The following is a 24,165-nucleotide window of genomic DNA, read 5'->3' on the forward strand; positions in this document are numbered from 1 at the left end:
CCGCAGTGCGGGCGTGCGGACAAGCACCCTTCGCGAGCCGTCCTCCGGCTCAGGACTCCTGTGCGGAGCCGGCGCTCAGCACGGTCAGGCGACCGAAGTTCTCCAGGTAGGACTGCTCGGTCGCGCTCTCGAGGAGCCTCACGGCGTGCCCGTCGGGCGCGGGGACGTCGGTGTACGGCGCGTACAAGCTGGCCGCCAGGAACAGCGGAGCCCGGCTCGACCACGAACCCAGCGGCCCCCCGTCCGGATCCTCCAGGACAGACCCCTTGGGGCTGTCCGCCAGCCGCCGCTCCCGGTCCGAGAGCTCCGCCCCGAGTACCTTCTGCTGCTGCTCGGTCGCGTGGTGCAACACCGACGCGTCCCGGCGAGCCCGGGCGACGCGGGAGTCGAACTCGTACTCGGCGTAGTCCGGGATCAGGGTCGCGACGAGCTCGGGCAACGTGCCCTCCGAGGTCGGACCGCCGCGCCGCACGAGGCGGTACGTCGTGGTGTCGTCCCGCGACGGCATCGGCGCTGCAGGAAGGTCGTGGATGCCTCGCAGGAAGCGGGCCGTCTCCGCGCTCGCGAGCGGCGCCCCGTCGGCGATCAGCTCGTCCGCGCGCGCAAGGGCGGCGAGCACCTCCACCATCAGTCGGTCCCGGGAGACGTTGAACATCGCGCTGGCCACGTTCTTGGCGCGCGGGTGGGGCAGACCGCCCGGACTCGCCTGGTCGAAGAGCTGGTCCACCGCAAAGGTCCGGAGTCCTCCGAACTCCTCGGACCGCAGGTAGTCGATCATGGTCAGTGCGGAGGTCGGGCCGTCCGAGACGAGCGCGGCGTAGGGCGCAAACCACGCTCCGTCGCCGAACCCCCGGATCCATCCGAGGAGCCGCTCACTCTCGTCCGCGTCCCAGCCGGTGGGGACATGGCCGAACATGCCGGCGAGCTCACTGGCGAGGATCGTCCCCAGCGTCGTCATCCTGCGTGCTTGGGCGTGGACCCGGACCTCCCGCTCGACCCACGGGTCCTCGCCCACGTCGGACCCGGTGACGTGGACAGGCAGCCCGAGTCCGGACTCCGGGATCTTCCAGTACGGCAGGAGCTGGGCGTCGAACTCACCGGACGACGCGATCAGATCGTTCAAGGTGCTCCGCACCTGCGTCGTGATCGCGAGCAGGGTGTCCTTGCGGCCGGTCTCCAGTCCGGCCTCGCTCACCTTGACCGCGTCCCGGGCGAGCGCAACGGCATACGCCGACACCAGCACCGCAAGGACGGTCGCGACCGTCGTGATCAGGTCGAACCAGGTCAGCAGATCCACTGGAGCAGTCAACAGGACTTTCGCGAGCCCCGACCGTCGTTCACGACAACACACAGTGCCGGAGACCGCGGCACTCACGTTCTCGGCGGGTGGTGGAGCCTAGGGGACTCGAACCCCTAACCCCCTGCTTGCAAAGCAGGTGCGCTACCAATTGCGCCAAGGCCCCCGGGTCGGCCCGTGCGGGCCGGGGTGGTCAGGACTTGTGGACGGTGTCCGTGGCCTCGGCCCACAGGGCCTGCTCGGTCTTGCCCTCGTCCATCTTCTTCTTCGCGAACGCGGCGCCGCCGGCGGCCAGCAGGAGGAGGATGATCTTCTTCATGTGCGCTCCTGGGGGTGCGGGGCGGGTGCCGCGGATGGGACGTCGGTGGGCCTAACAGGACTTGAACCTGTGACCTCTTCCTTATCAGGGAAGCGCTCTAACCGTCTGAGCTATAGGCCCGAGTCGTCGCGGACGACGACACGGCCACCACCGGTGGCCGAGGGGAGACACTACCCCACGCCCGAGGACCCCCACAAAACGCCGGTACGCCGTCCGCGAGGGGTGTGCGCCAGCCTCAGCGCTCGTCCTCGGCGAGGGTGACCTCGATGCCACCGAGCAGCGCCGCGGCCATGTTGTAGAGGAACGCGGTGAGGGTGGCGATGGCCGTCAGCAGGATCACGTCGATGATGCTGACGAGCAGGGTGAAGCCGAGCACCCGACCCATGCCGAGGTAGTTGGTGACGTCGAAGTCGCTGGTGTTGGTGTCGCCCTCGACGACGCTCGCGACCGTCGAGTTGATCGAGTCCCAGACGCCCGCGGCACCGAGGACCGACCACACCATGAAGACCGCCACGAAGGTGACGACGCCGAAGGCGACCGAAAGCAGGAACGAGGTCTTCATGACCGACCAGGGGTCGATCCGGGTCAGCCGCAGTCGGGCACGGCGGGGCGACTTGGCCGACCCCTTGGTGATGCGGCGACCGGTGCGGGTGTCCTTCGCCTCCGCGTTGGCGCGGTGCTCGGTGGCGGCGTTGGACAGCTTCGACTGGACGCGCTCGCTCAGCGACGGCCGAGACGCGGCGGACTCGTCACCGCGCGGGCTGCCCTGGGCTCGGGAAGCGGTGCGCTCGGACATGGATCACTCCTCAGCGGACTCGGACGGACTCTCGATTGTTGCATCGTCGGCAACCTCGGGCGATTCGTCGCCGTCCCCTGCCTCGGAACCGGCCTCCGAAACCGCCTCGGTCGCGGTGCCCTCGGCGGCGTCGGTCGCGACCGGTGTACCGGTCTCGTCCTCACCCTCGAGGGGACCGTTCTCGACCTCGTCGGCCTCCTCCTCGCGGGCCTCCACCGAGCGGGCGACCACGACGACCGAGTCGTCCTTCTTGGGCTGCACGAACTTGACGCCCATGGTCGAACGGCCGGTCGGCCGGAAGTCGTCGTTGATGGGGCTGCGCACGACCTGGCCGCCCTGGGTGATGGAGAGCACCTCGTCGCCGTCCTCGACGATGAAGGCGCCGACCAGCCCGCCGCGGTCCTCGTTGGCCAGCGACATCGCCTTGATGCCCAGGCCGCCGCGCGACTGCGTGCGGTAGTCGTTGATGCGGGTGCGCTTGGCGAAGCCGCCGTCGGTGATGGTGAAGACGTACTGCGGCTTGACCTCGCCGGTGCCGGCCGCGGTGGCGACCTCGTCGTTGCGGGGCGCCTCCTCGACGGCACCCTCGGTCGGGGCCGCGACCTCGTCGCTGGGGGTCTCGGAGTCCAGGCCGGCGGCGACCTCGGCGGCCACCTGGGCCGCGCGGATCACCGACATCGACAACAACGAGTCGCCGTCGCGGAACTTCATGCCCGAGACGCCGCTGGTGGCGCGGCCCATCGGCCGCAGCTGGGAGTCGTCGGCCTTGAAGCGGATCGCCTGGCCCTTGCGGGAGACCAGCAGGATGTCGTCCTCGGCGTTGGCCAGCTCGGCACCGATCAGCTCGTCGTCGTCCTCGCGGAAGTTGATCGCGATGACGCCGGCCTGGCGCGGGGAGTTGTAGTCGCCGAGGCGGGTCTTCTTGACCAGCCCGTTGCGGGTGGCGAGCACGAGGTAGGGAGCCTGGTCGTAGTCGCGGATCGCCAGCACCTGGGCGATGTCCTCGTCGGGCTGGAAGCTCAGCAGCCCGGCGACGTGGCCGCCCTTGGCGTCCCGTGCGGCCTCGGGCAGGTTGTAGGCCTTGGTGCGGTAGACGCGTCCGGCCGTGGTGAAGAACAGCAGCCAGTGGTGGTTGGTGGTGGAGATGAAGTGCTCGACCACGTCGTCGCCACGCAGGGTCGCGCCGCGCACGCCCTTGCCGCCGCGCTTCTGCAGGCGGTACTGCTGGCGCAGCGTACGCTTGGCGTAGCCGCCGCGGGTGATCGAGACCACCAGCTCCTCGTCGGGGATGAGGTCCTCCATCGAGAGGTCCCCGTCGGCGGCGATGATCTGGGTACGCCGGTCGTTGCCGTACTTGTCGACGATCTCGGTCAGCTCGTCCATGACGATCTGACGCTGGCGCGACTCGTTGGCCAGGATGTCCTCGAGGTCGGCGATCTCCAGCTCGAGCTCGGCGAGGCGGTCGATGATCTTCTGTCGCTCGAGGGCGGCGAGCCGGCGCAGCTGCATCTCGAGGATGGCGTCGGCCTGCACCTCGTCGATGTCGAGGAGCTCGATCAGCCCCTCGCGGGCCTCCGCGACGTCGGGGCTGCGACGGATGAGGGCGATGACCTCGTCCAGGGCGTCGAGGGCCTTGACCAGGCCGCGGTAGACGTGGGCCTGGCGCTCCTTCTCGGCGAGGCGGAAGCGGGTCCGCCGCTGGATGACCTCGATCTGGTGGGTGACCCAGTTGCTGATGAACTGGTCGATGGTCAGGGTGCGCGGCACCCCGTCGACCAGCGCGAGCATGTTGGCGCTGAAGTTGGTCTGCAGCTCGGTGTGCTTGAGCAGGTTGTTGAGCACGACCCGGGCCACGGCGTCGCGCTTGAGCACCACGACGAGGCGCTGGCCGGTGCGGCCGGAGGAGTCGTCGCGGACGTCGGAGATGCCCTGCACCTTGCCGGAGTCGGCGAGCTCGGCGATCTTGAGCGCCAGGTTGTCGGGGTTGACCATGTAGGGCAGCTCGGTGATCGACAGGCAGGTGCGGCCCTTGGCGTCCTCGTCGATCTCGATGACCGCGCGCTGGGTGACCGAGCCGCGGCCGGTGCGGTAGGCCTGCTCGATGCCCTCGCGGCCCACGATGAGCGCGCCGTTGGGGAAGTCGGGGCCCTTGACCCGCTCGATGAGCGCGTCCTGGAGCTCCTCGCGGGTGGCGTCCGGGTGCTCGAGGGCCCAGCGGGCGCCGTCGGCGATCTCGCGCAGGTTGTGCGGCGGGATGTTGGTGGCCATGCCGACCGCGATGCCGGCGGAGCCGTTGACCAGCAGGTTGGGGTAGCGCGAGGGCAGGACGACCGGCTCCTGCGAGCGGCCGTCGTAGTTGGGCTGGAAGTCGACGGTGTCCTGCTCGATGTCGCGCACCATCTCGAGCGCGAGCGGGGCCATCCGGCACTCGGTGTACCGCATGGCCGCGGCGGCGTCGTTGCCCGGCGAGCCGAAGTTGCCCTGGCCGTTGACCAGCGGCGCCCGCATCACCCAGGGCTGCGCGAGGCGGACCAGGGTGTCGTAGATCGCGGTGTCGCCGTGCGGGTGGTACTGACCCATGACGTCACCGACGACGCGCGAGCACTTGGAGAAGCCGCGGTCGGGGCGGTAGCCGCCGTCGTACATCGCGTAGAGCACCCGGCGGTGCACCGGCTTGAGGCCGTCGCGTACGTCGGGCAGCGCGCGGCCCACGATGACCGCCATCGCGTAGTCGATGTAGGCGCGCTGCATCGAGGTCTGGAGCTCGATGGGCTCGATGCGGCCGCCGCCACCGGGTCCGGCGAGGTTGTCGGTGGTCTCAGTCATGGGTCTGTGTCCTTCTCGGGAGATCTACTCGAATCTAGGTCTGGTCTTAGACACTCAGATATCGAGGAATCGGACGTCCTTGGCGTTGCGCTGGATGAACGAGCGCCGCTGCTCGACGTCCTCGCCCATCAGCGTGGAGAACACCTCGTCGGCCTGGGCGGCGTCGTCGAGGGTGACCTGGAGCATGAGGCGCTGCTCGGGGTTCATCGTGGTCTCCCACAGCTCCTCGGCGTTCATCTCACCGAGGCCCTTGTAGCGCTGCACCGGGTTCTCCTTGGGCAGCTTGCGGCCCTGGGCCAGGCCGTCCTTCATCATCGCGTCGCGCTCGGCGTCGGAGTAGACGAACTCGTGCTCGGCCGGCTTGTTCCACCGGATCCGGTAGAGCGGCGGCTGGGCCATGTAGACGTAGCCGTGCTCGATGAGCGGCTTCATGAAGCGGAACAGCAGCGTCAGCAGCAGGGTGTTGATGTGGTGGCCGTCGACGTCGGCGTCGGCCATCAGCACGACCTTGTGGTAACGCAGCTTCTCGAGGCTGAACTCCTCGTGGATGCCGGTGCCGAGCGCGGAGATGATCGCCTGGACCTCGGTGTTGGCCAGCACCTTGTCGATGCGGGCCTTCTCGACGTTCAGGATCTTGCCGCGGATCGGCAGGATCGCCTGGACGCGTGGGTCGCGGCCCTGGCGCGCGGAGCCGCCGGCCGAGTCACCCTCGACGATGAAGACCTCGCACTCGGCGGGGTTGGTCGACTGGCAGTCGCTCAGCTTGCCCGGCAGGCCGCCGCCGCCCAGCAGGCCCTTGCGGTTGCGGGCCAGGTCGCGCGCCTTGCGGGCCGCGATGCGCGCCGACGCCGCGGCCTGCGACTTGCGGACGATGTCCTTGCCCTCGGCGGGGTTCTGCTCGAACCAGGCGCCGAGCTGGTCGTTGACGATGCGCTGGGTGAAGCCCTTGGCCTCGGTGTTGCCGAGCTTGGTCTTGGTCTGCCCCTCGAACTGGGGCTCCTCGAGCTTGATCGAGATGATGGCGGTCAGGCCCTCGCGGATGTCGTCGCCGGAGACCCGGTCCTCCTTCTTCTTGATCTGGCCCCACTCCTCACCCCAGTGGTTGACCAGGCTGGTGAGTGCCGAGCGGAAGCCCTCCTCGTGGGTGCCGCCCTCGTGGGTGTTGATCGCGTTGGCGAAGGTGTGGACCGACTCAGTGAACGAGGTGTTCCACTGCATCGCCACCTCGAGGCTCATGTGCGCGCCCGAGGACTCGGGCGACTCGGCCTCGAAGGAGATGATCGTCGGGTTGGCCTTGTCCTTGCGGCGGTTGAGGTGCTCGACGTAGTCGACGAGGCCGCGGTCGTACTTGAAGATCCGCTCGAGGCCGGTCGCGGTCTTCTTGATCGCGTCGGCGCCCGCCTGGTCGACGCTGGGGTCGATGGTGCTGTCGCCCACCGCGTCAGCGAGGTCGTCGGCGTGCTCGCGCTCGTCGCGAACCACGATCTCGAGGCCCTTGTTGAGGAAGGCCATCTCGCGGATGCGGTTGGTGATCGTCTCGAGGTTGTACGTCGTGGTCTCGAAGATGTCCTCCGAGGCCCACCACGTGACGGTCGTGCCGGTGCGCTCGCCCTCCTCCATCGGACGGACCTGCTCGAGCTCGCCGTCGGGCACGCCGAGGCTGAAGGTCTGGCGCCACAGGTGGCCGCGGTTGCGGACCTCGGCGTGCAGGTGCGTCGAGAGCGCGTTGACGACCGAGACGCCGACGCCGTGCAGGCCGCCGGACACCTTGTAGCCGCCGCCGCCGAACTTGCCGCCCGCGTGCAGCATCGTCAGCGCCATCGTCAGCGCGGGCATGTCCTGCCCGGGCGCGGTGTCGGTGGGGATGCCGCGACCGTTGTCCTCGACCCGGACGCTGCCGTCGGCCCGCAGGGTGACGATCACGCGGTCGCAGTAGCCCGCCATCGACTCGTCGACGGCGTTGTCGATGATCTCCCAGATGAGGTGGTGCAGGCCGCGCTCACCGGTGGAGCCGATGTACATGCCGGGGCGCTTGCGGACCGCTTCGAGGCCCTCCAGCACCTGGATCGCGGAGGCGTCGTAGTCGACGCCGTTGGGCCTCTCGGGGGCGGATCCGTCGCTCACGCAAACCTCATCTGCTTCTCGACCACACGGGTCGGTGACATGGGAGAGGGTCGCGACTGATGAGCCGGCGACCCGTTCGGCGAGTCTACCCTTCACGCGCGCACAATCCACGCATGTGCTCTCCGAATCGGGTCATCTGGGGACGAAATATGCCCCTGAGGGCCCCGTGAGGGCATCGCGGAGGGCCGATCAGGGGGTCGGACAGGTCCCTGTACGTCCGAGCGGCCCGTAGATCGGCATTCCGGCGCGCGGCCTCGGCCGGGGAGGCCTCACCCGTAGGTGTCGCGCGGACCTCGTCCGTCGCGGCTGGTGAAGCGGCCCTTCTTCCAGCTCGGCAGGTGTGGCCCCTGGATGTCGATCACGGTGACCGTGCCGTGCCCGAGCTCCTCGTTGAGTCGTCGTACGACGGTCGGTGCGAGCAGCTTGAGCTGGGTCGCCCAGGCGGTGGAGTCGGTGCGCACGACGAGGCGGGTGTCGGCGAAGGACTCGGGGGTGCAGTGCGACGCCACCTCGTCGCCGACCAGCTCGGCCCAGCGGCCGAAGACCGACTGCACGCGCAGGTCGAGCTCCCAGCCGTGGTTGGAGATCAGTCGCTCGAGCGCGGTGTCGACCAGCTGGGGGTCGCGGTCGGAGGGGAAGGCGCCGGACGTGCGCGGCCCCCCACGACGGCGCGGGGCGTCGTACGGCGTCGTACGGCGCTTCTTCTTCGTCGTCGGTGTCCCGGGGACCGCGCCGGCCGCGCGCCGGGCCGCCCGGGCCAGGTCGAGGCCGTCGTCGTGGTGCTCCGGTGCGGGCTCGGGGGCGGGCTCGGGGGCGGGCGCACCGCTCTCGGGGGCCTCCGGCTCCGTGCCCTCGGGCGGCTCACTCGTCACGGCGCACCTCCCCGTCGGCGACCACGAAGCGGACGCCCTGCAGCGCGACCGGCACGTCCGCGGCCACGGCCGCGGTGACCAGGACCTGCTCCGCACCGGCGACCAGCTCGGCCAGCTGCTGGCGGCGCTCGCCGTCCAGCTCGGCGAAGACGTCGTCGAGCACCAGGATCGGGTCGTCGCCGTCGGCCCGCAGCAGGTCGTACGCCGCGAGGCGCAGCGCGAGCGCGAAGGACCAGGACTCCCCGTGCGAGGCATACCCCTTGACCGGCAGCCGGAGGTCGCCGGCCTGCCTGCCCGTGCCGAGGGTGAGCAGCAGCTCGTCGCGGTGCGGACCGACGAGGGAGATGCCGCGGTCCAGCTCGTCCTTGCGGCGGCGCTCGAGCTCGGCCAGCAGCGCCTCGGTCAGGTCGCCGGCCCCGGCGGCGCCGTCGAGGTCGAAGGACGGCTTGTACTCGATCTCGGCGTCGTCGCGGCTCGCCCCGCGGGCCACCGCCTCGTAGGCCTTGCCGAGGTGGGGGCGCAGCTCCTCGACCAGCCGCAGGCGGGCGGCGAGCAGCTCGGCGCCGACCCGCGCGAGGTGGGCGTCCCAGACCCCGAGGGTCGACAGCGCGGTCTCGCGGGCCTCGCCGCGGGCGATCCCCGCGGTCTTGAGGAGGGTGTTGCGCTGCTTGAGGACGCGGTCGTAGTCGGCGCGGACGCCGGCCAGCCGTGGGGTACGCAGCATCAGCAGGTCGTCGAGCATCTTGCGCCGGTCGCTCGGGTCGCCCTTGACCAGGGTGAGGTCGTCGGGGGCGAAGACCACCGTGCGCACCAGGCCGATGATCTCCCGGGGGCGCGGCAGGGGGGAGCGGTTGACCCGGGCCCGGTTGGCGCGACCGGGGTTGAGCTCGACCTCGAGCACCGCCGTACGACCGTCACGGACGACCGCCGCCCGCACGACCGCCTGGTCGGCCCCCGCCTTAACCAGTGGCGCGTCGGAGGCGACGCGGTGCGAGGAGAGCCGGGAGAGGTAGTCGATGGCCTCGACCAGGTTGGTCTTGCCCTGGCCGTTGCGCCCGATGAACGCCGTCGCGCCCGGGCCCAGCTCCACGTCGAGGTCGGCGTAGGAGCGGAAGTTGTGCAGGGTCAGGTGGGCGACATGCACGTGGCGCCTAGCTCTCGCCCGTCTGGCGACCCTCGCCGGCACCGGCCTGACGGGCCGCGCCCGACTGGTCGGGCTGACCCCCGGTGGCACCAGCGGCGTCGCCGCCCTTGGGCGCCGCCGTCCGGACCGCGTGGCCGCCGAACTGGTTGCGCATCGCCGCGACGGCCTTCATCGTCGGGGAGTCCTCCTGGCGGGAGACGAAGCGTGCGTAGAGCGCCGCGGTGATGGCCGGGGTGGCGACCGCGTGCTCGATACCGGCCTCGACGGTCCAGCGGCCCTCGCCCGAGTCCTCGGCGTAGCCGGCGATCTGGCTCAGGCCCGGGTCCTCGTCCAGTGCGGCGACCATGAGGTCGAGCAGCCAGGACCGGATCACGGTGCCCTCGCGCCAGGAGCGGAAGACCTCGGTCACGTTGTCGGTGACCTCGGCGGCCTCGAGGAGCTCCCAGCCCTCGGCGTAGGCCTGCATGACGGCGTACTCGATGCCGTTGTGGACCATCTTGGAGAAGTGTCCGGCGCCGACCTTGCCTGCGTGCACGGCCCCGAAGTCGCCCTCGGGCTTCAGGGCGTCGAAGACCGGCTGGACCTTCTCGATGTCGGCCGCGTCGCCGCCGTACATCAGGGCGTAGCCGTTCTCCAGGCCCCACACACCACCGGAGACGCCGCAGTCGACGTAGCCGACGCCCTTGCCGGAGAGCAGCTCCGCGTTGGCGATGTCGTCGGTCCAGCGCGAGTTGCCGCCGTCGACGACCACGTCGCCCTCGCCGAGCAGGTCACCGAGCTCCTTGACGGTGGCCCGCGTCGGCTCCCCGGCGGGGACCATCACCCACACGACGCGGGGGGAGGGCAACGCCTCGACCATCTCGGCGAGGGACCCGGCGTCGCTGACGTCCGGGTTGCGGTCGTAGCCGACGACGGTGTGGCCGGCGCGCCGCAACCGCTCGCGCATGTTGCCGCCCATCTTGCCGAGGCCGACGAGTCCGATGTCCATCATGTCTCCCAAGGCTCGCGGATCGTTGTCGTGCTGGATTTCGACACGGGCCGACGGGAGCTCGCACGCTCGCTCCCGGCCCTGCTCAATCTGGTCGACCGACGCCGGACGCGCAAGCGCGCCCGGCTGGTCGCCTCAGGACAGCAGGCGACGCGGCATCAGGAGGTAGCGGAAGCCGTTGTCGTCGCTGCCGTCGGTGCTCGAGATGACGACCGGCTTGGTGGCCTGGGTGAACGACAGGTCGATGAACTCCCCGTCGAGGGCGGTGAGGCCGTCGAGCAGGAACTGCGGGTTGAACCCCGTGGTGAGCGCCTCGCCGGTGATCTCGGCGTCGATCGCCTCGGTCGCCATCGCCTCGTCGCCGCTGCCGGCGTCGAGCACCAGCTGGTCGTCGCCGAACTTCAGCTGCACCGCGGTGTTGCGCTCGGCCACCAGGGCGACGCGCTTGACCGTGTCGATGAGCTCCTGCTTGTTGACCTTGGCCACGGTGAGGTGCTCGCTGGGGAACAGCGAGCGGACCTTGGGGAACTCCCCGTCGAGCAGGCGCGTGGTGGTGCGTCGTACGCCGCCCAGCCCGGTGCCCTCGAAGCCGATCAGGCCCTCACCGGTCCCGCCGGTGCTGAGCGCGATGGTCACCTCGGCGCCGGAGGTCATCGACTTGGCCGTGTCGCCGAGCACCTTGGCGGGCACGAGCGCCGCGACCGAGGCGTCAGGGGTCTGCGGGTTCCAGGTCAGCTCGCGGTGCGAGAGGCGGAAGCGGTCCGTGGCCAGCAGCGACATGGTCGCGCCGTCGATCTCGATCCGGACACCGGTGAGGACCGGGAGCATGTCGTCGCGACCGGCTGCGGTCACCGCCTGGGCGACGGCGTGGGCGAAGTCGTTGCTCGAGACCGTGCCGGTGGCGGCGGGCATCTGGGGGAGCGTGGGGTAGTCCTCGACCGGCATGGTCTGGAGGCTGAAGCGCGCCGATCCGCAGGTGAGCTGGACCTTGGGGCCCTCGAGCACCACGTCGACCGGCTTGTTGGGCAGGCTGCGGCAGATGTCGGCGAGGAGCCGGCCGCTGACGAGCGCTGCGCCGTCGTCGCTGACCTGGGCGGTCAGGTCGGCGCGCGCGGACGTCTCGTAGTCGAAGGTGGAGAGCACCAGGCCCTCGTTGCTGGCCTCGATCAGCAGCCCGGCGAGGACCGGGGCGCTGGGACGGACCGGGAGGCTGCGGGCCGCCCAGGCGACGGCATCGGCGAAGACGTCGCGTTCGACGCGGAACTTCACGGCGGGGCTCCTCGGTGCGGTGGAGGCGGGGATGGATCGGGGTCGAGGGCAGGGGCGAATGACACGTTCCTGCGCACGGGAGGTGAATCCTGCCATGCCGGTCAATCCGTCGGTCAGGAGTGCCGAACTTGTGCTTCGCCCGGTCGGGCTCCGGTGCCGGTTGTCCCCAGGCAGGGGCCCGAGTGGTGTTCGACGAGTGATCGATCCGTGTAGAGGTTCGTGGGAGTCATAGCGTCGGTGGAAACTGTGGACAACTCGCGTTGTCGCAGGTCGTGACGCTCGATCGCTGTGCACAGGGGGTGTTGAGGAGCCTGTCCACCCGCGGCCCGGCATGTGCACGGCGCGGGGTCCGTGGCGTGCAGGACGCGTGATTCCCACAGGGGGTGTGCACGACAGGCCGGGTGGGACCACACGTCCTCCACATCGCACAGCCCTGTGATTCACCCGCCGCGACCCGTCGTGGGGAGGACCGGTGCGGCCCGGGAGTCCGGGGCCGCGGAGTCAGGACTGGCGGGCCTGCATCTTGACGCGGTTGGTGAGCTCGCTGACCTGGTTGAAGACGGCGCGGCGCTCGGCCAGGAGCTGGCGGATCTTGCGGTCGGCGTACATCACCGTGGTGTGGTCGCGGTTGCCGAACTCTGCGCCGATCTTGGGCAGCGACAGGTCGGTGAGCTCGCGGCACAGGTACATGCCGATCTGGCGGGCCATCACGAGGTGCCGGCCGCGGCTCGGGCCGGTGAGGTCCTCGATCGAGACGCCGAAGTAGGCGGCCGACTGCGCGATGATGAGCCCGGGAGTGATCTCCGGCTCGCCGCCCTCGGGGATCAGGTCCTTGAGCACGATCTCGGCCAGGGTCATGTCGACCTCCTGGCGGTTGAGGTTGGCGAAGGCCGTCACGCGGATCAGGGCGCCCTCGAGCTCGCGGATGTTGGTCTGGATCTTGCTGGCGATGAACTCGAGCACGTCCGGCGGCGCGGTGAGGCGGTCCATCGCCGCCTTCTTGCGCAGGATCGCGATGCGGGTCTCGAGGTCGGGCGGCTGCACGTCGGTGATCAGGCCCCACTCGAACCGGTTGCGCAGCCGGTCCTCGAGCGCCTCGAGCCGCTTGGGTGCGCGGTCGGAGGTCAGCACGATCTGCTTGTTGGCGTTGTGGAGGGTGTTGAACGTGTGGAAGAACTCCTCCTGGGTCTGCGTCTTGCCCTCGAGGAACTGGATGTCGTCGATGAGGAGCACGTCGACGTCGCGGTAGCGCCGCTTGAACCGGTCCTGGCGGTCGTCACGGATCGCGTTGATGAACTCGTTGGTGAACTCTTCGCTGGAGACGTAGCGGACCTTGGCCCCGGTGTAGAGGCTGCGGACGTAGTGCCCGATGGCGTGCAGCAGGTGCGTCTTGCCCAGGCCGGACTCGCCGTAGACGAGCAGCGGGTTGTAGGCCTTGCCCGGCGCCTCGGCGACGGCCACCGCGGCGGCGTGGGGGAATCGGTTGGACGAGCCGATGACGAAGGTCTCGAACGTGTACTTGGGGTTGAGTCGCGTCTCCAGGGCGGACCCGGCGCGGCGAGCGTCGGCCGGCTCCTCGGCCGGGGAGCCCAGCGTCGGCCCGTTCATGGTGGACATGTCGTCATGTGGCTTTGTCGACATGTCGACGGGCGCCTGGTCGGAGGCCTCGACGTGGGCGCTCGGACCGGCCTCGTCCTCGAGGGCCGGGTTGACGGTCACCGCCAGCCGGATCTCGCGGCCGAGGGCGTCGCTGAGGGAGTCCTCGAGCTGGCCCCGCAGCCGCCCCTCGAGCTGGTTGCGGGTGAAGTCGTTCGGCACGGCGATGATCGCGGTGCTCTCGTGCAGCGTCACCGGCTCGCTCGCGCGCAGCCAGGCCCGCTGGTTGGGCTGGAGGTCTCGGACGATGGTGCGCCAGACCGTTCCGAGGTCGGTCTCCTGGTGTTCCACGAACTGCCTCCACGCCTCGCTGGTCCCGACCCGGTCGCGGTGTGCGATCGCCAGGTGCTCCACAGAGTTTTCCACAGTCTGTGAACCATCGGTCAGTCGACGCTGATCGACGCCCCACACGGCGCCGTGCTGCAGGAACAGCGGGTGGTGCGGGTCGACCTCGCGCACCGGTTGGCCCGCAACCTAACAAGGCGCCGACATGCCGGGCAAGGAGTCATCCACAGGCGCGGACGTCATGTCATCATCGCTGGTTTGACCCTGTCTTCGCCTCGCGCGTACCGTTGGCCGGTCGCCTCCGGGCGATGCACGGACTTCCCCTGTCACCACTTCGTGTCGACGGGTGCCGCATGTCCACGACTTCACGCCCACCGGGGCGTGCGCGTGGGTGGGCGGTGCCGGCCGAAGCGCCGTCCCGCCTGGTGCCCCGCACCCGTCGGGAGCACCGCACCACCGGCTGTGGAGTGGACACCTCAGAAAACGCATCGGAGACAAACTCGTGAGCAAGCGTACGTACCAGCCGAACAACCGCCGCCGTCACAAGGTGCACGGTTTCCGCCTGCGCATGCGCACCCGCGCCGGCCGGTCGATCCTGTCCTCGCGTCGCCGCAAGGGCCGCAAGGACCTGGCCGTCTGAGCGACGCCCCGGCGTCTGCTCTCAGGCCACGGCCGTGCTGCCGGCCCACCACCGGCTCCTCGACAGTGACGCGTTCCGCGCCACCGTCCGCTCCGGCCACCGTTCCGGCTCCCGGACCCTCGTGGTCCACCTCGGACTGACCGGGGCGCAGGAGCCGGCTCGGGCCGGTTTCGTGGTGAGCAAGGCCGTGGGCAATGCCGTGGTCCGCAACCGAGTGAAGCGTCGACTGCGACACCTGACCCGGGAGCACCTGCCGTCGCTGCAGGAGCTTCCGGGTTCTGCCGTACTCGTGGTCCGTGCCCTCCCGGCCAGTGCCACGGCGTCGTACGCGGAACTCGGGGCGGACCTGGACCGTTGCCTGACGAGGGTGATGTCGTGACCGGGGTGGATGCGTGAGACTGCTGCTGATCGGACTGCTCCGCGCCTACCGCGCGGTCATCAGCCCGCTCTACGGCCAGGTCTGCCGCTACCACCCGTCGTGCTCGGCGTACGCGCTCGAGGCGGTCACCGAGCACGGCTCGCTCCGGGGCAGCTGGCTCGCCGTACGACGTCTCTCCCGGTGCCACCCGTGGGCCGCCGGTGGCTACGACCCCGTTCCTCCCCGCGCCGCAGCTGCCGGCCCGGACCCCACCTCCACCCCAGGAGCTTGAGTGATCGACTTCTTCCAGTCCATCGGCGGTTTCATCATGACGCCGCTGTACTACGCCATCTCCGCGGTCCTGGTGGGCTGGCACAACGTCTTCGGGGAGATCTTCGGCCCGGCGTCGGGGATCGCGTGGGTGCTCTCGATCATCGGGCTGACGCTGGTCATCCGGGCGGCGCTGATCCCGCTGTTCGTGAAGCAGATCAAGTCCAGCCGCAACATGCAGCTGATCCAGCCCAAGGTCAAGGAGCTGCAGAAGAAGTACGGCCACGACCGGGAGCGTCTCGCCCAGGAGACGATGAAGCTCTACAAGGACTCGGGCACCAACCCGTTCGCGTCCTGCCTGCCGATCCTGCTGCAGATGCCGATCTTCCTGGCGCTGTTCCGGCTGATCGACCAGGCGGTGAAGAACCCGGGTGATCCCAAGGGCTTCATGACGGTCACGCTGAACGAGCAGTTCCGGGATGCGACGTTCCTGGGCGCGAAGATCTCCGACACCTTCCTCGGTACCGACGACACCAGCGTCCGGCTGCTCGCGGCCTTCCTCGTGATCGCCATGACCGCCACCACCTTCCTCACCCAGCGCCAGCTGATGAGCAAGAACATGCCTGCGGACGCGCTGACCGGCCCGTACGCCCAGCAGCAGAAGCTGCTCCTCTACGTGCTCCCCGTCGTCTTCGCCGTCGGTGGTATCGCCTTCCCCGTCGGCGTGCTCTTCTACTGGACCACCTCCAACCTGTGGACGATGGGCCAGCAGTTCTACGTGATCCGCAACAACCCGGCCCCCGGGACGCCTGCCTTCGCCGCCAAGCAGGAGCGGGTCAAGGCCAAGGCTCTCCGCAAGGGGCACGTGGTCGACGCCGAGGCGAGCCAGGAGTCGCTGGACACCGCGACCGGCACCGTGGAGCCTCCCGCCCCGCGGGTCCAGCCGAAGCGCCAGACCAAGGCGCAGCGCCAGGCGAAGAAGAAGCCACCCCAGGGTCACTGACCCTCCCTCCGTTGTCCGCGGGGAGACCCGCTGCCCATCGATCGATCCAGGAGTGACCCCGTGAGCGACCCCACCGAGACCCTGCACGACACCGACAGCACCGCCACCGAGCCCGAGGGAACCGCGGAGGCTGTTCCCGCCGACGCCGGGGCCGACTCCGGTCGTCTCTCCAAGGTGGAGCGCCTCGAGCAGGAGGGGGACATCGCCGCGGACTACCTCGAGGAGCTGCTCGACATCGCCGACCTCGACGGGGACCTGGACATGGACGTCGAGGGCGATCGCGCCGCCGTCTCCATCGTGGGTGCCGACCTCTCCCAGCTCGTCGGACGCAACGGTGAGGTCCTCGACGCGCTGCAGGAGCTCACCCGCCTGGCCGTCTACCGCGAGACCGGCGAGCGCTCCCGGCTGATGCTCGACGTGTCCGGTCACCGGGCCGAGCGCCGCGCCAGCCTGATCGAGCTGGCCGCGACCAAGATCGCCGAAGTCAAGGAGTCGGGCGAGCAGGTATCGCTCGCGCCGATGACGTCCTTCGAGCGCAAGGTCGTGCACGACGCCGTGTCCGCCGCAGGCCTGACGTCCGAGTCCGAGGGTGCGGAGCCCAAGCGGTACGTCGTCATCCTCCCCGCCTGATCGATCCCCGACCAGGCCTGTTTCACGTGAAACGAGTCCCGTGAGCGAACAGTCCGACCGTGCACCCTCCCCGCCGACCGAGGCCGGGAGGGTGTTCGCGTCCGAGCGCCTCTCCGTCATCACGGCGTACGCCGACGTGTTGGCCACGGACGGGGTTGTGCGTGGGCTCATCGGTCCTCGGGAGGCACCCCGGCTGTGGGAGCGTCATCTCCTCAACTGCGCCGTGCTGGGCGACGTGGTCCAGTCGGACGCTTCGGTCTGCGACATCGGCTCCGGGGCGGGGTTGCCAGGCCTCGTGCTGGCCATCGCTCGGCCGGACCTGACCGTCACGCTGGTCGAGCCGTTGCTGCGGCGGACGACGTTCCTCGACGAGGTGGTCGCGGAGCTGGACCTGTCCAACGTCGAGGTGGTCCGCGGCCGTGCCGAGGACCTCCACGGCCGGCGGACGTTCGACGTGGTCACGTCGCGAGCGGTCGCTCCCCTCGAGCGACTGCTGCGCTGGTCGATGCCCCTGGTGGCGCCCCACGGAGCCCTCGTCGCCATGAAGGGCTCGAGCGTCACGGAAGAGATCGAGGCCGCACGTCCGGTGCTGACCGAGTGGCGCTGCGCCGAGCCCGAGGTGCTCACCCTCGGTGACGGCGTGCTCCTCCACAGCACGCACGCGCTGAGAGTGGCCTGGGCCGACCCCGCGCAGGTAGGTTGGCCGCTTGCTCCGGCGAAGCGCACACCGCGCCGTCGGCGCCCCCGCTGACCTCTCGGGTGTCGGTCCCTCGGACCGGTGCTCCGGGACTCGAGGCTACTTCCCCGTGATCGACCCGCTGTGAGAGCGAAAGGTTCGCCCGTGTCCGAGGACCACCAGACGCCCCCCTCGTCCCACCGGGATGCCGAGGTGGAACGTCCGCCGGCCGAGGCCGGGGAAGAGTTTTCCACCGGTCCAGGGACCCCTGCTGAGCGTGGCTCTCCACAGACTGCACCGATTCATCCACAGGATGAGGGAGGTTCGGTTCCACGTGAAACAACCGCTTCGGACGCCGTTTCACGTGAAACAAGCGCCTCGCGTCCGTTCCGGGTACGCACCGCCGCGGAAGTGGCGGAAGGGTCCGCCGGCTTCCACGACGAGACCACCCCACTCGCGCGCGCGGCCGAGCACTCCGTCCTGGCTCGCACCGGCGGCCTGCACCGCGGTCGTGAGGTGCCCAGGCCGAGCGAGACGCGGGTGTTCGTCGTCGCCAACCAGAAGGGCGGGGTCGGCAAGACCACGTCCACGGTCAACGTCGCCGCGGCGCTCGCGCAGCTCGGGCAGCGGGTCCTGGTCATCGACCTGGACCCCCAGGGCAACGCCTCGACCGCGCTGAGCATCGATCACCACCGGGGTGTCCCCTCGACGTACGAGATGCTGGTCGAGGGAGAGCCCCTCGCCGACGTGATGACGCCGAGCGAGGACCTGCCCGGCCTGTGGGTTGTCCCTGCCACCATCGACCTGGCCGGCGCCGAGATCGAGCTGGTGAGCGTCGTGGCCCGCGAGAGCCGACTGCAGCGCGCCCTGGCCGCCCACCCCTGGATCGGCACGGCAGCGGAGGCGGGCGAGGACCGCTTCGACTACGTCATCGTCGACTGTCCCCCGTCGCTGGGACTGCTCACCCTGAACGCGCTGGTCGCCGGCCGCGAGATGTTCATCCCCATCCAGGCGGAGTATTACGCCCTCGAGGGGCTCGGCCAGCTCCTCGAGACGGTGGAGATGGTGCGCAAGCACCTCAATCCCGAGCTCGTGGTCTCCACGATCCTGCTCACCATGTACGACGCCCGCACCCGCTTGGCGGCGAACGTGGCGTCCGAGGTGCGTGAGCACTTCGGCACGGAGGTCCTCCGGACGGCGGTGCCCCGTTCGGTGCGCGTGTCGGAGGCGCCGTCGTACGGACAGACCGTGATGACCTACGATCCGGCGTCGGCGGGTGCCCTCAGCTATCTGGAGGCTGCCCGTGAGATCGCCACCAAGGGAGCCCCACGATGACGTCCACCCCCAAGCCCGTCCGTCGGGGCCTCGGTCGCGGCCTCGGGTCGCTCATCCCCACCGCTCCCCCGGAGGCGCCGTCCTCCGCCGGCGACGCGGCGGGTCCTGTGGCGGACCGCGTCTCCAGCAACGGCACCAGCCAGGCCGATGCGGATCGCACCGCCGGCGCCGGCGCCACCGGTGCCGGTGAGGCGCTGTCGTCCACGTCGAACGCGCCGGCCGACGCCGTGCCGCGTGCCGAGGTCGCGGGGTCGTGGTTCGCCGAGCTGCCCATCGACCGGGTGCGTCCCAACGCGCGCCAGCCGCGTCAGGTCTTCGAGGAGGAGGCGCTCGCCGAGCTGGTGCACTCGATCCGTGAGGTCGGCCTGCTCCAGCCCGTCGTCGTGCGCCCCGCCGGGGACGACTCCTACGAGCTCATCATGGGTGAGCGTCGCTGGCGTGCCTCCCAGGAGGCCGGGCTCACCGCGATCCCGGCGATCGTGCGTGACACCGACGACAACGACATGCTGCGCGACGCGCTGCTGGAGAACCTGCACCGCTCCCAGCTCAACCCCCTCGAGGAGGCGGCGGCGTACGGCCAGCTCCTCGAGGACTTCGGCTGCACCCACGACGAGCTGGCGCAGCGGATCGGCCGCTCGCGTCCCCAGATCAGCAACACCCTGCGGCTGCTCAAGCTCTCGCCCGCCGTCCAGCGCCGGGTGGCCGCGGGAGTCCTGTCGGCCGGGCACGCCCGGGCGCTGCTCAGCGTGGAGGACCCGGACCTCCAGGACCGCCTCGCGGCCCGGGTCACCGCCGAGGGCATCAGCGTCCGTGGCCTGGAGGAGATCGTGTCCCTCGGCCCCGGTCAGACGACCTCGGCGCGCGCCCAGCGCTCCCGTCCGACGGCTCCCGGGCTCTCGGAGCTCGCCGATCGTCTCTCCGACCGGTTCGAGACCCGGGTGAAGGTCGATCTCGGCAAGGCCAAGGGCAAGATCACCGTGGAGTTCGCCTCTCTCGACGACCTGCGCCGGATCGTGGAGGTCATGGACCCCCGGAACCGCACCGACCGCCCCATCTGACGGCGTACCGGATCCGTCCCGAGGCGGTCACCCACGCGGGATAGGTGGGGACGAAGTGGTGGGAAATCCTGGCTGAACGCCCACCAGATCGTCCCCGACTACGCCGCTGACCTGCGCAAACGCTCTATGTCGACAAAGTGACAAGTCGCTCTAACGATAGGACGACAAGCCGACAGATCGCTTCAGCGACCCGGTCGCGCACGACTACTTCCCCCGGGCCGCGGCGCGCTTGGCCGCGCGCTTGCGGGCCCGCTCGCGCTTCTCCTCGGCGTCGAGGACCTTCGCCTCCTCGAGCGTGGGAGCGGAGCCGCCGTGGCGCCTCGGCAGCCACCAGGAGCCGGGCGGCTGCTCGTCCGCCGGGTACGCCGCGATCGTCTGCTCCAGCAGCGCGTCCATCCGCACCTTGAGCTCGGCGGTCTCGGCGGCGGGGTTCTCCCCGGTGGGGTACATCGGCTCGCCGACGGTCAGGGCGATGGTCTTGCCGCGGCCGAAGTCGCGGGGGTGGTCCTTGGTCATCATCCGCTGGGTCCCCCACAGGATCACCGGCACCAGAGGGACGCCGGCCTCGGCGGCGATGCGCACGGCGCCGGTCTTGAGCTCCTTGAGCTCGAAGGCCCGCGAGATGGTGGCCTCGGGGAAGATGCCGACGGCCTCCCCGGCCTTGAGGTACTCCAGCGCCACGTCCAGCGACTTCTCCCCCGAGGCCCGGTCGACCTCGATGTGGTGCAGCGAGCGCATCAGCGGGCCGACCGCAGGGTGGTCGAACAGCTCCCGCTTGGCCATGAAGCGCACCAGGCGACGCGAGGGCCGGGCGGCGAACCCGCCGTAGATGAAGTCGACGTACCCGATGTGGTTGTAGGCGAGCAGGACGCCGCCGGAGCGGGGCACGTGCTCGGTGCCGGTCATCTGGAACCGCTGCCCGAGCAGCTTGAAGCCCGCGAGGGCCGTGTAGATGATCGGGGGGTAGGTCACGTCGCGCATGCGGTGAGCCTAGGGGCCGCACGGCGCGGCGGCGAGCGCTTGGGACGCGGCTCTCAGCGCCGGGTGGCCAGGAAGTCGCCGATGCGCCCGATGGCCTCCTCGAGCACCCCCGCCTCGGGCAGGGTGACGAGCCGGAAGTGGTCGGGGGAGAACCAGTTGAAGCCGGTGCCGTGGGTCACCAGGATCTTCTTGGCGCGCAGCAGCTCGATGACGAACTCCTGGTCGTCGTCGATCGGGTACACCTCGGGGTCCAGGCGCGGGAAGCAGTAGAGCGCGCCCTTCGGCGTGACGTTGGAGACGCCCGGGATCTCGTTGAGCAGCCGGTCCGCCAGCATCGACTGCTCGTAGTAGCGCCCGCCCGGGCCGATCAGCTCCTCGACGGACTGGTAGCCCCCCAGCGCCGTCTGGATCGCGTGCTGGGCGGGCACGTTCGCGCACATGCGCATGTTGGCGATGAGGGTGAGGCCCTCGAGGAAGTCGGTGGCGATCTCCTTGGGCCCCGAGATCATCACCCAGCCGGCCCGGTAGCCGCAGACCCGGTAGGCCTTGGAGAGCCCGCTGAAGGTCAGGCAGAGCACGTCGTTGCCGGCGTACGTCGCGGCGTGGTGGTGCTGGGCGTCCTCGAAGACGATCTTCTCGTAGATCTCGTCGGCGAGGACCACCAGCTCGTGGCGCCGCGCGATGTCGACGAGTCCCTTGACGGTCTCCTCGCTGTAGACCGCGCCGGTGGGATTGTTGGGGTTGATGATGACCAGCGCGTGCGTGTTCTCGGTGATCTTGGACTCGATGTCGGCGAGGTCGGGGTTCCACCCGTCCTCCTCGTCGCAGCGATAGTGCACGGCCGTGCCGCCGGAGAGCGTGACCGCACCGGTCCACAGCGGGTAGTCCGGAGCCGGCACCAGGACCTCGTTGCCGTCGTCGAGGAAGGCCTGGAGCACCATCGAGATGAGCTCGGAGACGCCGTTGCCGATGAAGACGTCCTCCACGCCCACCTCCCGCAGGCCGCGGGACTGGTAGTAGTTCGTCACCGCGGTGCGGGCCGAGTAGATGCCCTGGGAGTCGCTGTAGCCCTGGGACTTGGGCAGGTGGTGGACCATGTCGGCCACGATCGCCTCGGGTGCCTCGAAGCCGAAGGGCGCGGTGTTGCCGATGTTGAGCTTGAGGATCCGGTGCCCCTCCGCCTCGAGGCGCTGGGCCTCGAGCAGGATCGGGCCCCGGACGTCGTAGCGGACTCCACGCAGCTTCTGGCTCTGGACGATCGGGCGCACGCAGCCATCCTCTCAGGCCCGCGAGCGGCCTAGCATGGGGAGCGCAGGCGTGGACGGCGTCGCAGGGCGTCGTACGCCGCGCCGCACCCGCTCGTCCGCACGCAGGAGGCCCGATGTCGCGTCGCACCGCCCCGATCACCGTGGACCACCTCGCGGAGGTGGGTGAGCCCTGCCGCTCGTGCCTGTTCTGGGAGCTGGACGCGGTGAGCCGCGCGCGCCTCGACCACGACGAGCGGGTGGCGGAGAAGCAGCGCTGGCTCTCGGAGGTGCTGCGCGAGTGGGGCTCGGCCGGGCGTGTCGTGCTCGTCGACGGCCGGGTCGCGGGGCACGCGATCTACGTCCCGGCGGCCTTCGTGCCCGGACAGGCGGCGCTGCCGACCGCGCCGGCCTCCCCGGACGCGGTGGTGCTGACGACCGTGCGCGTCGAGCCGTGGGCCCGCGGCGGCGGGCTGGCCCGGTTGCTGGTGCAGGGGATGGCACGGGACCTGGTGACCCGGGGGCAGGTGGCGGTGGAGGCCTTCGGGGACACCCGCGGGCGGGCCGACGGCTGCGTGATGTCGGCGGAGTTCCTCGGGCGGGTGGGCTTCCGCACCCAGCGCGCCCACGTCACCACCCCACGGATGCGCATGGAGCTGCGCTCGGCGATCAGCTGGAAGGACGAGGTCGAGGCCGCGCTGGAGAAGCTGTGGGGCGTGGTGCGCCCGGCACCGGCACCCGTGCGGGCGCCGCACCAGCCGCGGACGCTGCCGACCCGGCGTACGGGCCCCTGACGCCGGACCCGGGGACGCACGACGCCCCGGCGGCTCCGTGAGGAGTGCACCGGGGCGTGGTGAGGGCGTGCGTCGACTCAGATGAAGTCGGCGAGCTCCTTGAGGAGCGCAGCCTTGGGCTTGGCGCCCACGATGGACTTCACGACCTCGCCACCGGAGTAGACGTTGATGGTCGGGATGCCGGTGACGCGGTAGGACGAGGGGGTCACGGGGTTCTCGTCGACGTTCATCTTGAGGAAGGTGACCTTGTCACCGTGCTCGGAGTTGATCTCGTCGAGGATCGGGGCGACCTGGCGGCACGGGCCACACCACTCGGCCCAGAAGTCCACCAGGACGGGCTTGTCGGACTTGAGGACCTGCGCCTCGAACTCGGCGTCGGTCACGGCGGCGATGTTGGCCACTGGTCTACCTCTCTCTTGCGTCTCTTCGGGTTGTGGTGAGTGAACACCATGCCGGGGACATGTGTTCCCGGCGAGGCCCCGCGTGGTACGGCGTACGGGCGGGCGGTGCGGGCGGGTCAGGCGCCGGCGGTCTGCACGACCTCGGTGACGATCTCGTCGGTCTCGGCGGCCGACGCGTCCACCAGGGCGGCGTGGTCGATGGCTGCGATGAAGCGCTCGGCGTCGAGGGCCGCCGCGCAACCGGTGCCCGCGGCGGTGATCGCCTGGCGGTAGTGGTGGTCGACGAGGTCCCCGGCCGCGAAGACGCCGCGGACGTTGGTGGCGGTGGAGGGGTGGTCGACCAGCACGTAGCCGTCGTCGTCGAGGTCGACCTGTCCGGCCAGCAGCTCCGAGCGGGGGTCGTGGCCGATGGCGATGAACAGCCCGGTCACGTCGAGCTGGCGCTCGGAACCGTCGGCGGTGTCGCGCAGGGTGATCGACTCGAGCCTGTCGGCGCCGTTGATCGCGGCGACCTCGGAGTTCCACACCATCTCGAGCTTGGGGTCGGCGAAGGCGCGCTCCTGCATGATCTTGGAGGCGCGGAGCTCGTCGCGGCGGTGGATCAGGTAGACCTTGGAGGCGAAGCGGGTCAGGAAGGTCGCCTCCTCGATCGCGGAGTCGCCGCCGCCCACCACGGCGATGGCCTGCTCGCGGAAGAAGAAGCCGTCACAGGTGGCGCACCAGGACACGCCGCGGCCCGACAGCTCCTCCTCGCGGGGCAGGCCGAGCTTGCGGTAGCCCGAGCCGGTCGCCAGGATCACTGACCGCGCCGTGTAGGTGTCGGTGGCCGTCTTCACGACCTTGACGTCGCCGGTGAGGTCGACCTCGACGACGTCGTCGGAGACGAGCTCGGCACCGAAGCGCTCGGCCTGCGCACGCATCTCGTCCATCAGCGCGGGACCCATGATGCCGTCGCGGAAGCCGGGGAAGTTCTCGACCTCGGTGGTGTTCATCAGCGCGCCACCGGCCGTCACGGAGCCCTCGAAGACCAAGGGCTCGAGCGCCGCACGGGCGGCGTACACCGCGGCGGTGTAGCCGGTCGGGCCCGACCCGATGATGATCACGTTGCGGGTCTCGGTGTGCTCAGCCATGCGGGTCAGTGCTCCTACGGAAGGGGGGCGGGTACGTCGTTCGTCAACCGATCGTAGGCGAGGGATGTT

Annotated in this window: 23 protein-coding genes and 2 tRNA genes; 9 read left to right on the forward strand and 16 right to left on the reverse strand. The window is 70.2% G+C overall.

Annotation, left to right across the window (positions count from 1 at the left end; all coding sequences use genetic code 11):
• Positions 1-49 precede the first annotated feature (49 nt).
• The 12 genes from ASG94_RS09785 to dnaA all read right to left on the reverse strand — a co-directional run bounded on the left by ASG94_RS09785 (position 50) and on the right by dnaA (position 13,582).
• Entirely contained in the window at positions 50-1,297 is a 1,248-nt protein-coding gene (locus tag ASG94_RS09785) for a hypothetical protein (protein WP_056926055.1), read from the reverse strand.
• Between the two features lie 90 nt (positions 1,298-1,387).
• Positions 1,388-1,463: transfer RNA gene (locus ASG94_RS09790), tRNA-Ala, on the reverse strand.
• Positions 1,464-1,490: 27 nt separating this feature from the next.
• On the reverse strand, positions 1,491-1,616 hold the full coding sequence (locus tag ASG94_RS22385) for a DLW-39 family protein (RefSeq protein WP_235537191.1): 126 nt from the start codon (positions 1,614-1,616) through the stop codon (positions 1,491-1,493).
• A gap of 46 nt (positions 1,617-1,662) precedes the next feature.
• A tRNA-Ile gene (locus tag ASG94_RS09795) sits at positions 1,663-1,736 on the reverse strand.
• 115 nt (positions 1,737-1,851) lie between these two features.
• Positions 1,852-2,412, reverse strand: a complete 561-nt coding sequence (locus ASG94_RS09800) for a DUF3566 domain-containing protein (RefSeq protein ID WP_056926056.1) — start codon at positions 2,410-2,412, stop codon at positions 1,852-1,854.
• Between the two features lie 3 nt (positions 2,413-2,415).
• Entirely contained in the window at positions 2,416-5,238 is a 2,823-nt protein-coding gene (gene gyrA, locus ASG94_RS09805) for a DNA gyrase subunit A (RefSeq protein WP_056926057.1), read from the reverse strand.
• A gap of 54 nt (positions 5,239-5,292) precedes the next feature.
• Positions 5,293-7,362: a DNA topoisomerase (ATP-hydrolyzing) subunit B gene (gene gyrB / locus ASG94_RS09810; RefSeq protein WP_056926058.1), complete on the reverse strand. Its 2,070-nt coding sequence runs from the start codon at positions 7,360-7,362 to the stop codon at positions 5,293-5,295.
• Between the two features lie 269 nt (positions 7,363-7,631).
• Positions 7,632-8,234 (reverse strand): DUF721 domain-containing protein, encoded by a 603-nt coding sequence (locus tag ASG94_RS09815; protein ID WP_056926059.1) that lies wholly within the window; start codon positions 8,232-8,234, stop codon positions 7,632-7,634.
• Complete coding sequence (gene recF / locus ASG94_RS09820; protein ID WP_056926060.1) at positions 8,224-9,378, reverse strand: DNA replication/repair protein RecF; 1,155 nt, start codon at positions 9,376-9,378, stop codon at positions 8,224-8,226. The genes ASG94_RS09815 and recF overlap by 11 nt, the downstream gene beginning before the upstream one ends.
• A 7-nt stretch (positions 9,379-9,385) precedes the next feature.
• Entirely contained in the window at positions 9,386-10,366 is a 981-nt protein-coding gene (gnd, locus tag ASG94_RS09825; protein ID WP_056926418.1) for a phosphogluconate dehydrogenase (NAD(+)-dependent, decarboxylating), read from the reverse strand.
• A gap of 135 nt (positions 10,367-10,501) precedes the next feature.
• Positions 10,502-11,635, reverse strand: a complete 1,134-nt coding sequence (gene dnaN / locus ASG94_RS09830; RefSeq protein ID WP_056926061.1) for a DNA polymerase III subunit beta — start codon at positions 11,633-11,635, stop codon at positions 10,502-10,504.
• A gap of 501 nt (positions 11,636-12,136) precedes the next feature.
• Positions 12,137-13,582 carry a chromosomal replication initiator protein DnaA gene (gene dnaA / locus ASG94_RS09835; RefSeq protein ID WP_056926419.1) on the reverse strand — a complete coding sequence of 482 codons (1,446 nt, stop codon included), beginning with the start codon at positions 13,580-13,582 and terminating at the stop codon, positions 12,137-12,139.
• A gap of 496 nt (positions 13,583-14,078) precedes the next feature.
• Here dnaA and rpmH point away from each other — a divergent pair, with 496 nt between their 5' ends.
• The 8 genes from rpmH (at position 14,079) to ASG94_RS09875 (ending at position 19,546) form a co-directional block, all read left to right on the forward strand.
• On the forward strand, positions 14,079-14,216 hold the full coding sequence (gene rpmH, locus ASG94_RS09840) for a 50S ribosomal protein L34 (protein ID WP_056887998.1): 138 nt from the start codon (positions 14,079-14,081) through the stop codon (positions 14,214-14,216).
• Between the two features lie 34 nt (positions 14,217-14,250).
• Entirely contained in the window at positions 14,251-14,595 is a 345-nt protein-coding gene (gene rnpA / locus ASG94_RS09845) for a ribonuclease P protein component (protein ID WP_056926062.1), read from the forward strand.
• A 13-nt stretch (positions 14,596-14,608) separates the two neighbouring features.
• Positions 14,609-14,866 carry a membrane protein insertion efficiency factor YidD gene (yidD, locus tag ASG94_RS09850; RefSeq protein ID WP_056926063.1) on the forward strand — a complete coding sequence of 86 codons (258 nt, stop codon included), beginning with the start codon at positions 14,609-14,611 and terminating at the stop codon, positions 14,864-14,866.
• Positions 14,867-14,902: 36 nt separating this feature from the next.
• The gene (gene yidC, locus ASG94_RS09855) at positions 14,903-15,847 is read left to right on the forward strand and encodes a membrane protein insertase YidC (protein ID WP_056926420.1); all 945 of its coding nucleotides are present in this window, start codon (positions 14,903-14,905) and stop codon (positions 15,845-15,847) included.
• A 60-nt stretch (positions 15,848-15,907) separates the two neighbouring features.
• On the forward strand, positions 15,908-16,477 hold the full coding sequence (locus ASG94_RS09860; protein WP_442938472.1) for a Jag family protein: 570 nt from the start codon (positions 15,908-15,910) through the stop codon (positions 16,475-16,477).
• A 40-nt stretch (positions 16,478-16,517) separates the two neighbouring features.
• A complete protein-coding gene (rsmG, locus tag ASG94_RS09865; RefSeq protein WP_235537192.1) occupies positions 16,518-17,228 on the forward strand; it encodes a 16S rRNA (guanine(527)-N(7))-methyltransferase RsmG in 711 nt (236 codons plus the stop codon).
• 336 nt (positions 17,229-17,564) lie between these two features.
• Positions 17,565-18,488: a ParA family protein gene (locus tag ASG94_RS09870; RefSeq protein ID WP_056926064.1), complete on the forward strand. Its 924-nt coding sequence runs from the start codon at positions 17,565-17,567 to the stop codon at positions 18,486-18,488.
• Positions 18,485-19,546, forward strand: a complete 1,062-nt coding sequence (locus ASG94_RS09875) for a ParB/RepB/Spo0J family partition protein (RefSeq protein WP_056926065.1) — start codon at positions 18,485-18,487, stop codon at positions 19,544-19,546. Before ASG94_RS09870 ends, ASG94_RS09875 begins: the two co-directional genes overlap by 4 nt.
• Positions 19,547-19,750: 204 nt before the next feature.
• Here the strand turns inward: ASG94_RS09875 and ASG94_RS09880 are convergent, their stop codons facing one another.
• Together ASG94_RS09880 and ASG94_RS09885 are read right to left on the reverse strand one after the other, a co-directional pair.
• Positions 19,751-20,527, reverse strand: a complete 777-nt coding sequence (locus tag ASG94_RS09880; RefSeq protein WP_056926066.1) for a lysophospholipid acyltransferase family protein — start codon at positions 20,525-20,527, stop codon at positions 19,751-19,753.
• A gap of 53 nt (positions 20,528-20,580) precedes the next feature.
• A complete protein-coding gene (locus ASG94_RS09885) occupies positions 20,581-21,795 on the reverse strand; it encodes a pyridoxal phosphate-dependent aminotransferase (RefSeq protein WP_056926067.1) in 1,215 nt (404 codons plus the stop codon).
• Positions 21,796-21,908: 113 nt separating this feature from the next.
• On the opposite strand from ASG94_RS09885, the gene ASG94_RS09890 reads away from it, so the two are divergent.
• Positions 21,909-22,565 carry a GNAT family N-acetyltransferase gene (locus ASG94_RS09890; RefSeq protein WP_056926068.1) on the forward strand — a complete coding sequence of 219 codons (657 nt, stop codon included), beginning with the start codon at positions 21,909-21,911 and terminating at the stop codon, positions 22,563-22,565.
• 77 nt (positions 22,566-22,642) lie between these two features.
• Here ASG94_RS09890 and trxA read toward each other — a convergent pair whose 3' ends face one another.
• Together trxA and trxB are read right to left on the reverse strand one after the other, a co-directional pair.
• Entirely contained in the window at positions 22,643-22,966 is a 324-nt protein-coding gene (trxA, locus tag ASG94_RS09895; protein ID WP_056926069.1) for a thioredoxin, read from the reverse strand.
• 116 nt (positions 22,967-23,082) lie between these two features.
• On the reverse strand, positions 23,083-24,096 hold the full coding sequence (trxB, locus tag ASG94_RS09900) for a thioredoxin-disulfide reductase (protein WP_056926070.1): 1,014 nt from the start codon (positions 24,094-24,096) through the stop codon (positions 23,083-23,085).
• Positions 24,097-24,165 lie beyond the last annotated feature (69 nt).

It is taken from the genome of Nocardioides sp. Soil805 (genome assembly GCF_001429625.1).
Lineage (GTDB): Bacteria > Actinomycetota > Actinomycetes > Propionibacteriales > Nocardioidaceae > Nocardioides.

What these genes read in the sequence shown, in the direction of transcription:
- ASG94_RS22385 (WP_235537191.1), bottom strand. Translation starts at nt 1,616, where the DNA reads ATGAAGAAGATCATCCTCCTCCTGCTGGCCGCCGGCGGCGCCGCGTTC.
- ASG94_RS09800 (WP_056926056.1), bottom strand. Translation starts at nt 2,412, where the DNA reads ATGTCCGAGCGCACCGCTTCCCGAGCCCAGGGCAGCCCGCGCGGTGAC.
- gyrA (WP_056926057.1), bottom strand. Translation starts at nt 5,238, where the DNA reads ATGACTGAGACCACCGACAACCTCGCCGGACCCGGTGGCGGCGGCCGC.
- gnd (WP_056926418.1), bottom strand. Translation starts at nt 10,366, where the DNA reads ATGGACATCGGACTCGTCGGCCTCGGCAAGATGGGCGGCAACATGCGC.
- yidC (WP_056926420.1), top strand. Translation starts at nt 14,903, where the DNA reads ATGACGCCGCTGTACTACGCCATCTCCGCGGTCCTGGTGGGCTGGCAC.
- ASG94_RS09875 (WP_056926065.1), top strand. Translation starts at nt 18,485, where the DNA reads ATGACGTCCACCCCCAAGCCCGTCCGTCGGGGCCTCGGTCGCGGCCTC.
- ASG94_RS09880 (WP_056926066.1), bottom strand. Translation starts at nt 20,527, where the DNA reads ATGCGCGACGTGACCTACCCCCCGATCATCTACACGGCCCTCGCGGGC.
- ASG94_RS09890 (WP_056926068.1), top strand. Translation starts at nt 21,909, where the DNA reads ATGTCGCGTCGCACCGCCCCGATCACCGTGGACCACCTCGCGGAGGTG.
- trxB (WP_056926070.1), bottom strand. Translation starts at nt 24,096, where the DNA reads ATGGCTGAGCACACCGAGACCCGCAACGTGATCATCATCGGGTCGGGC.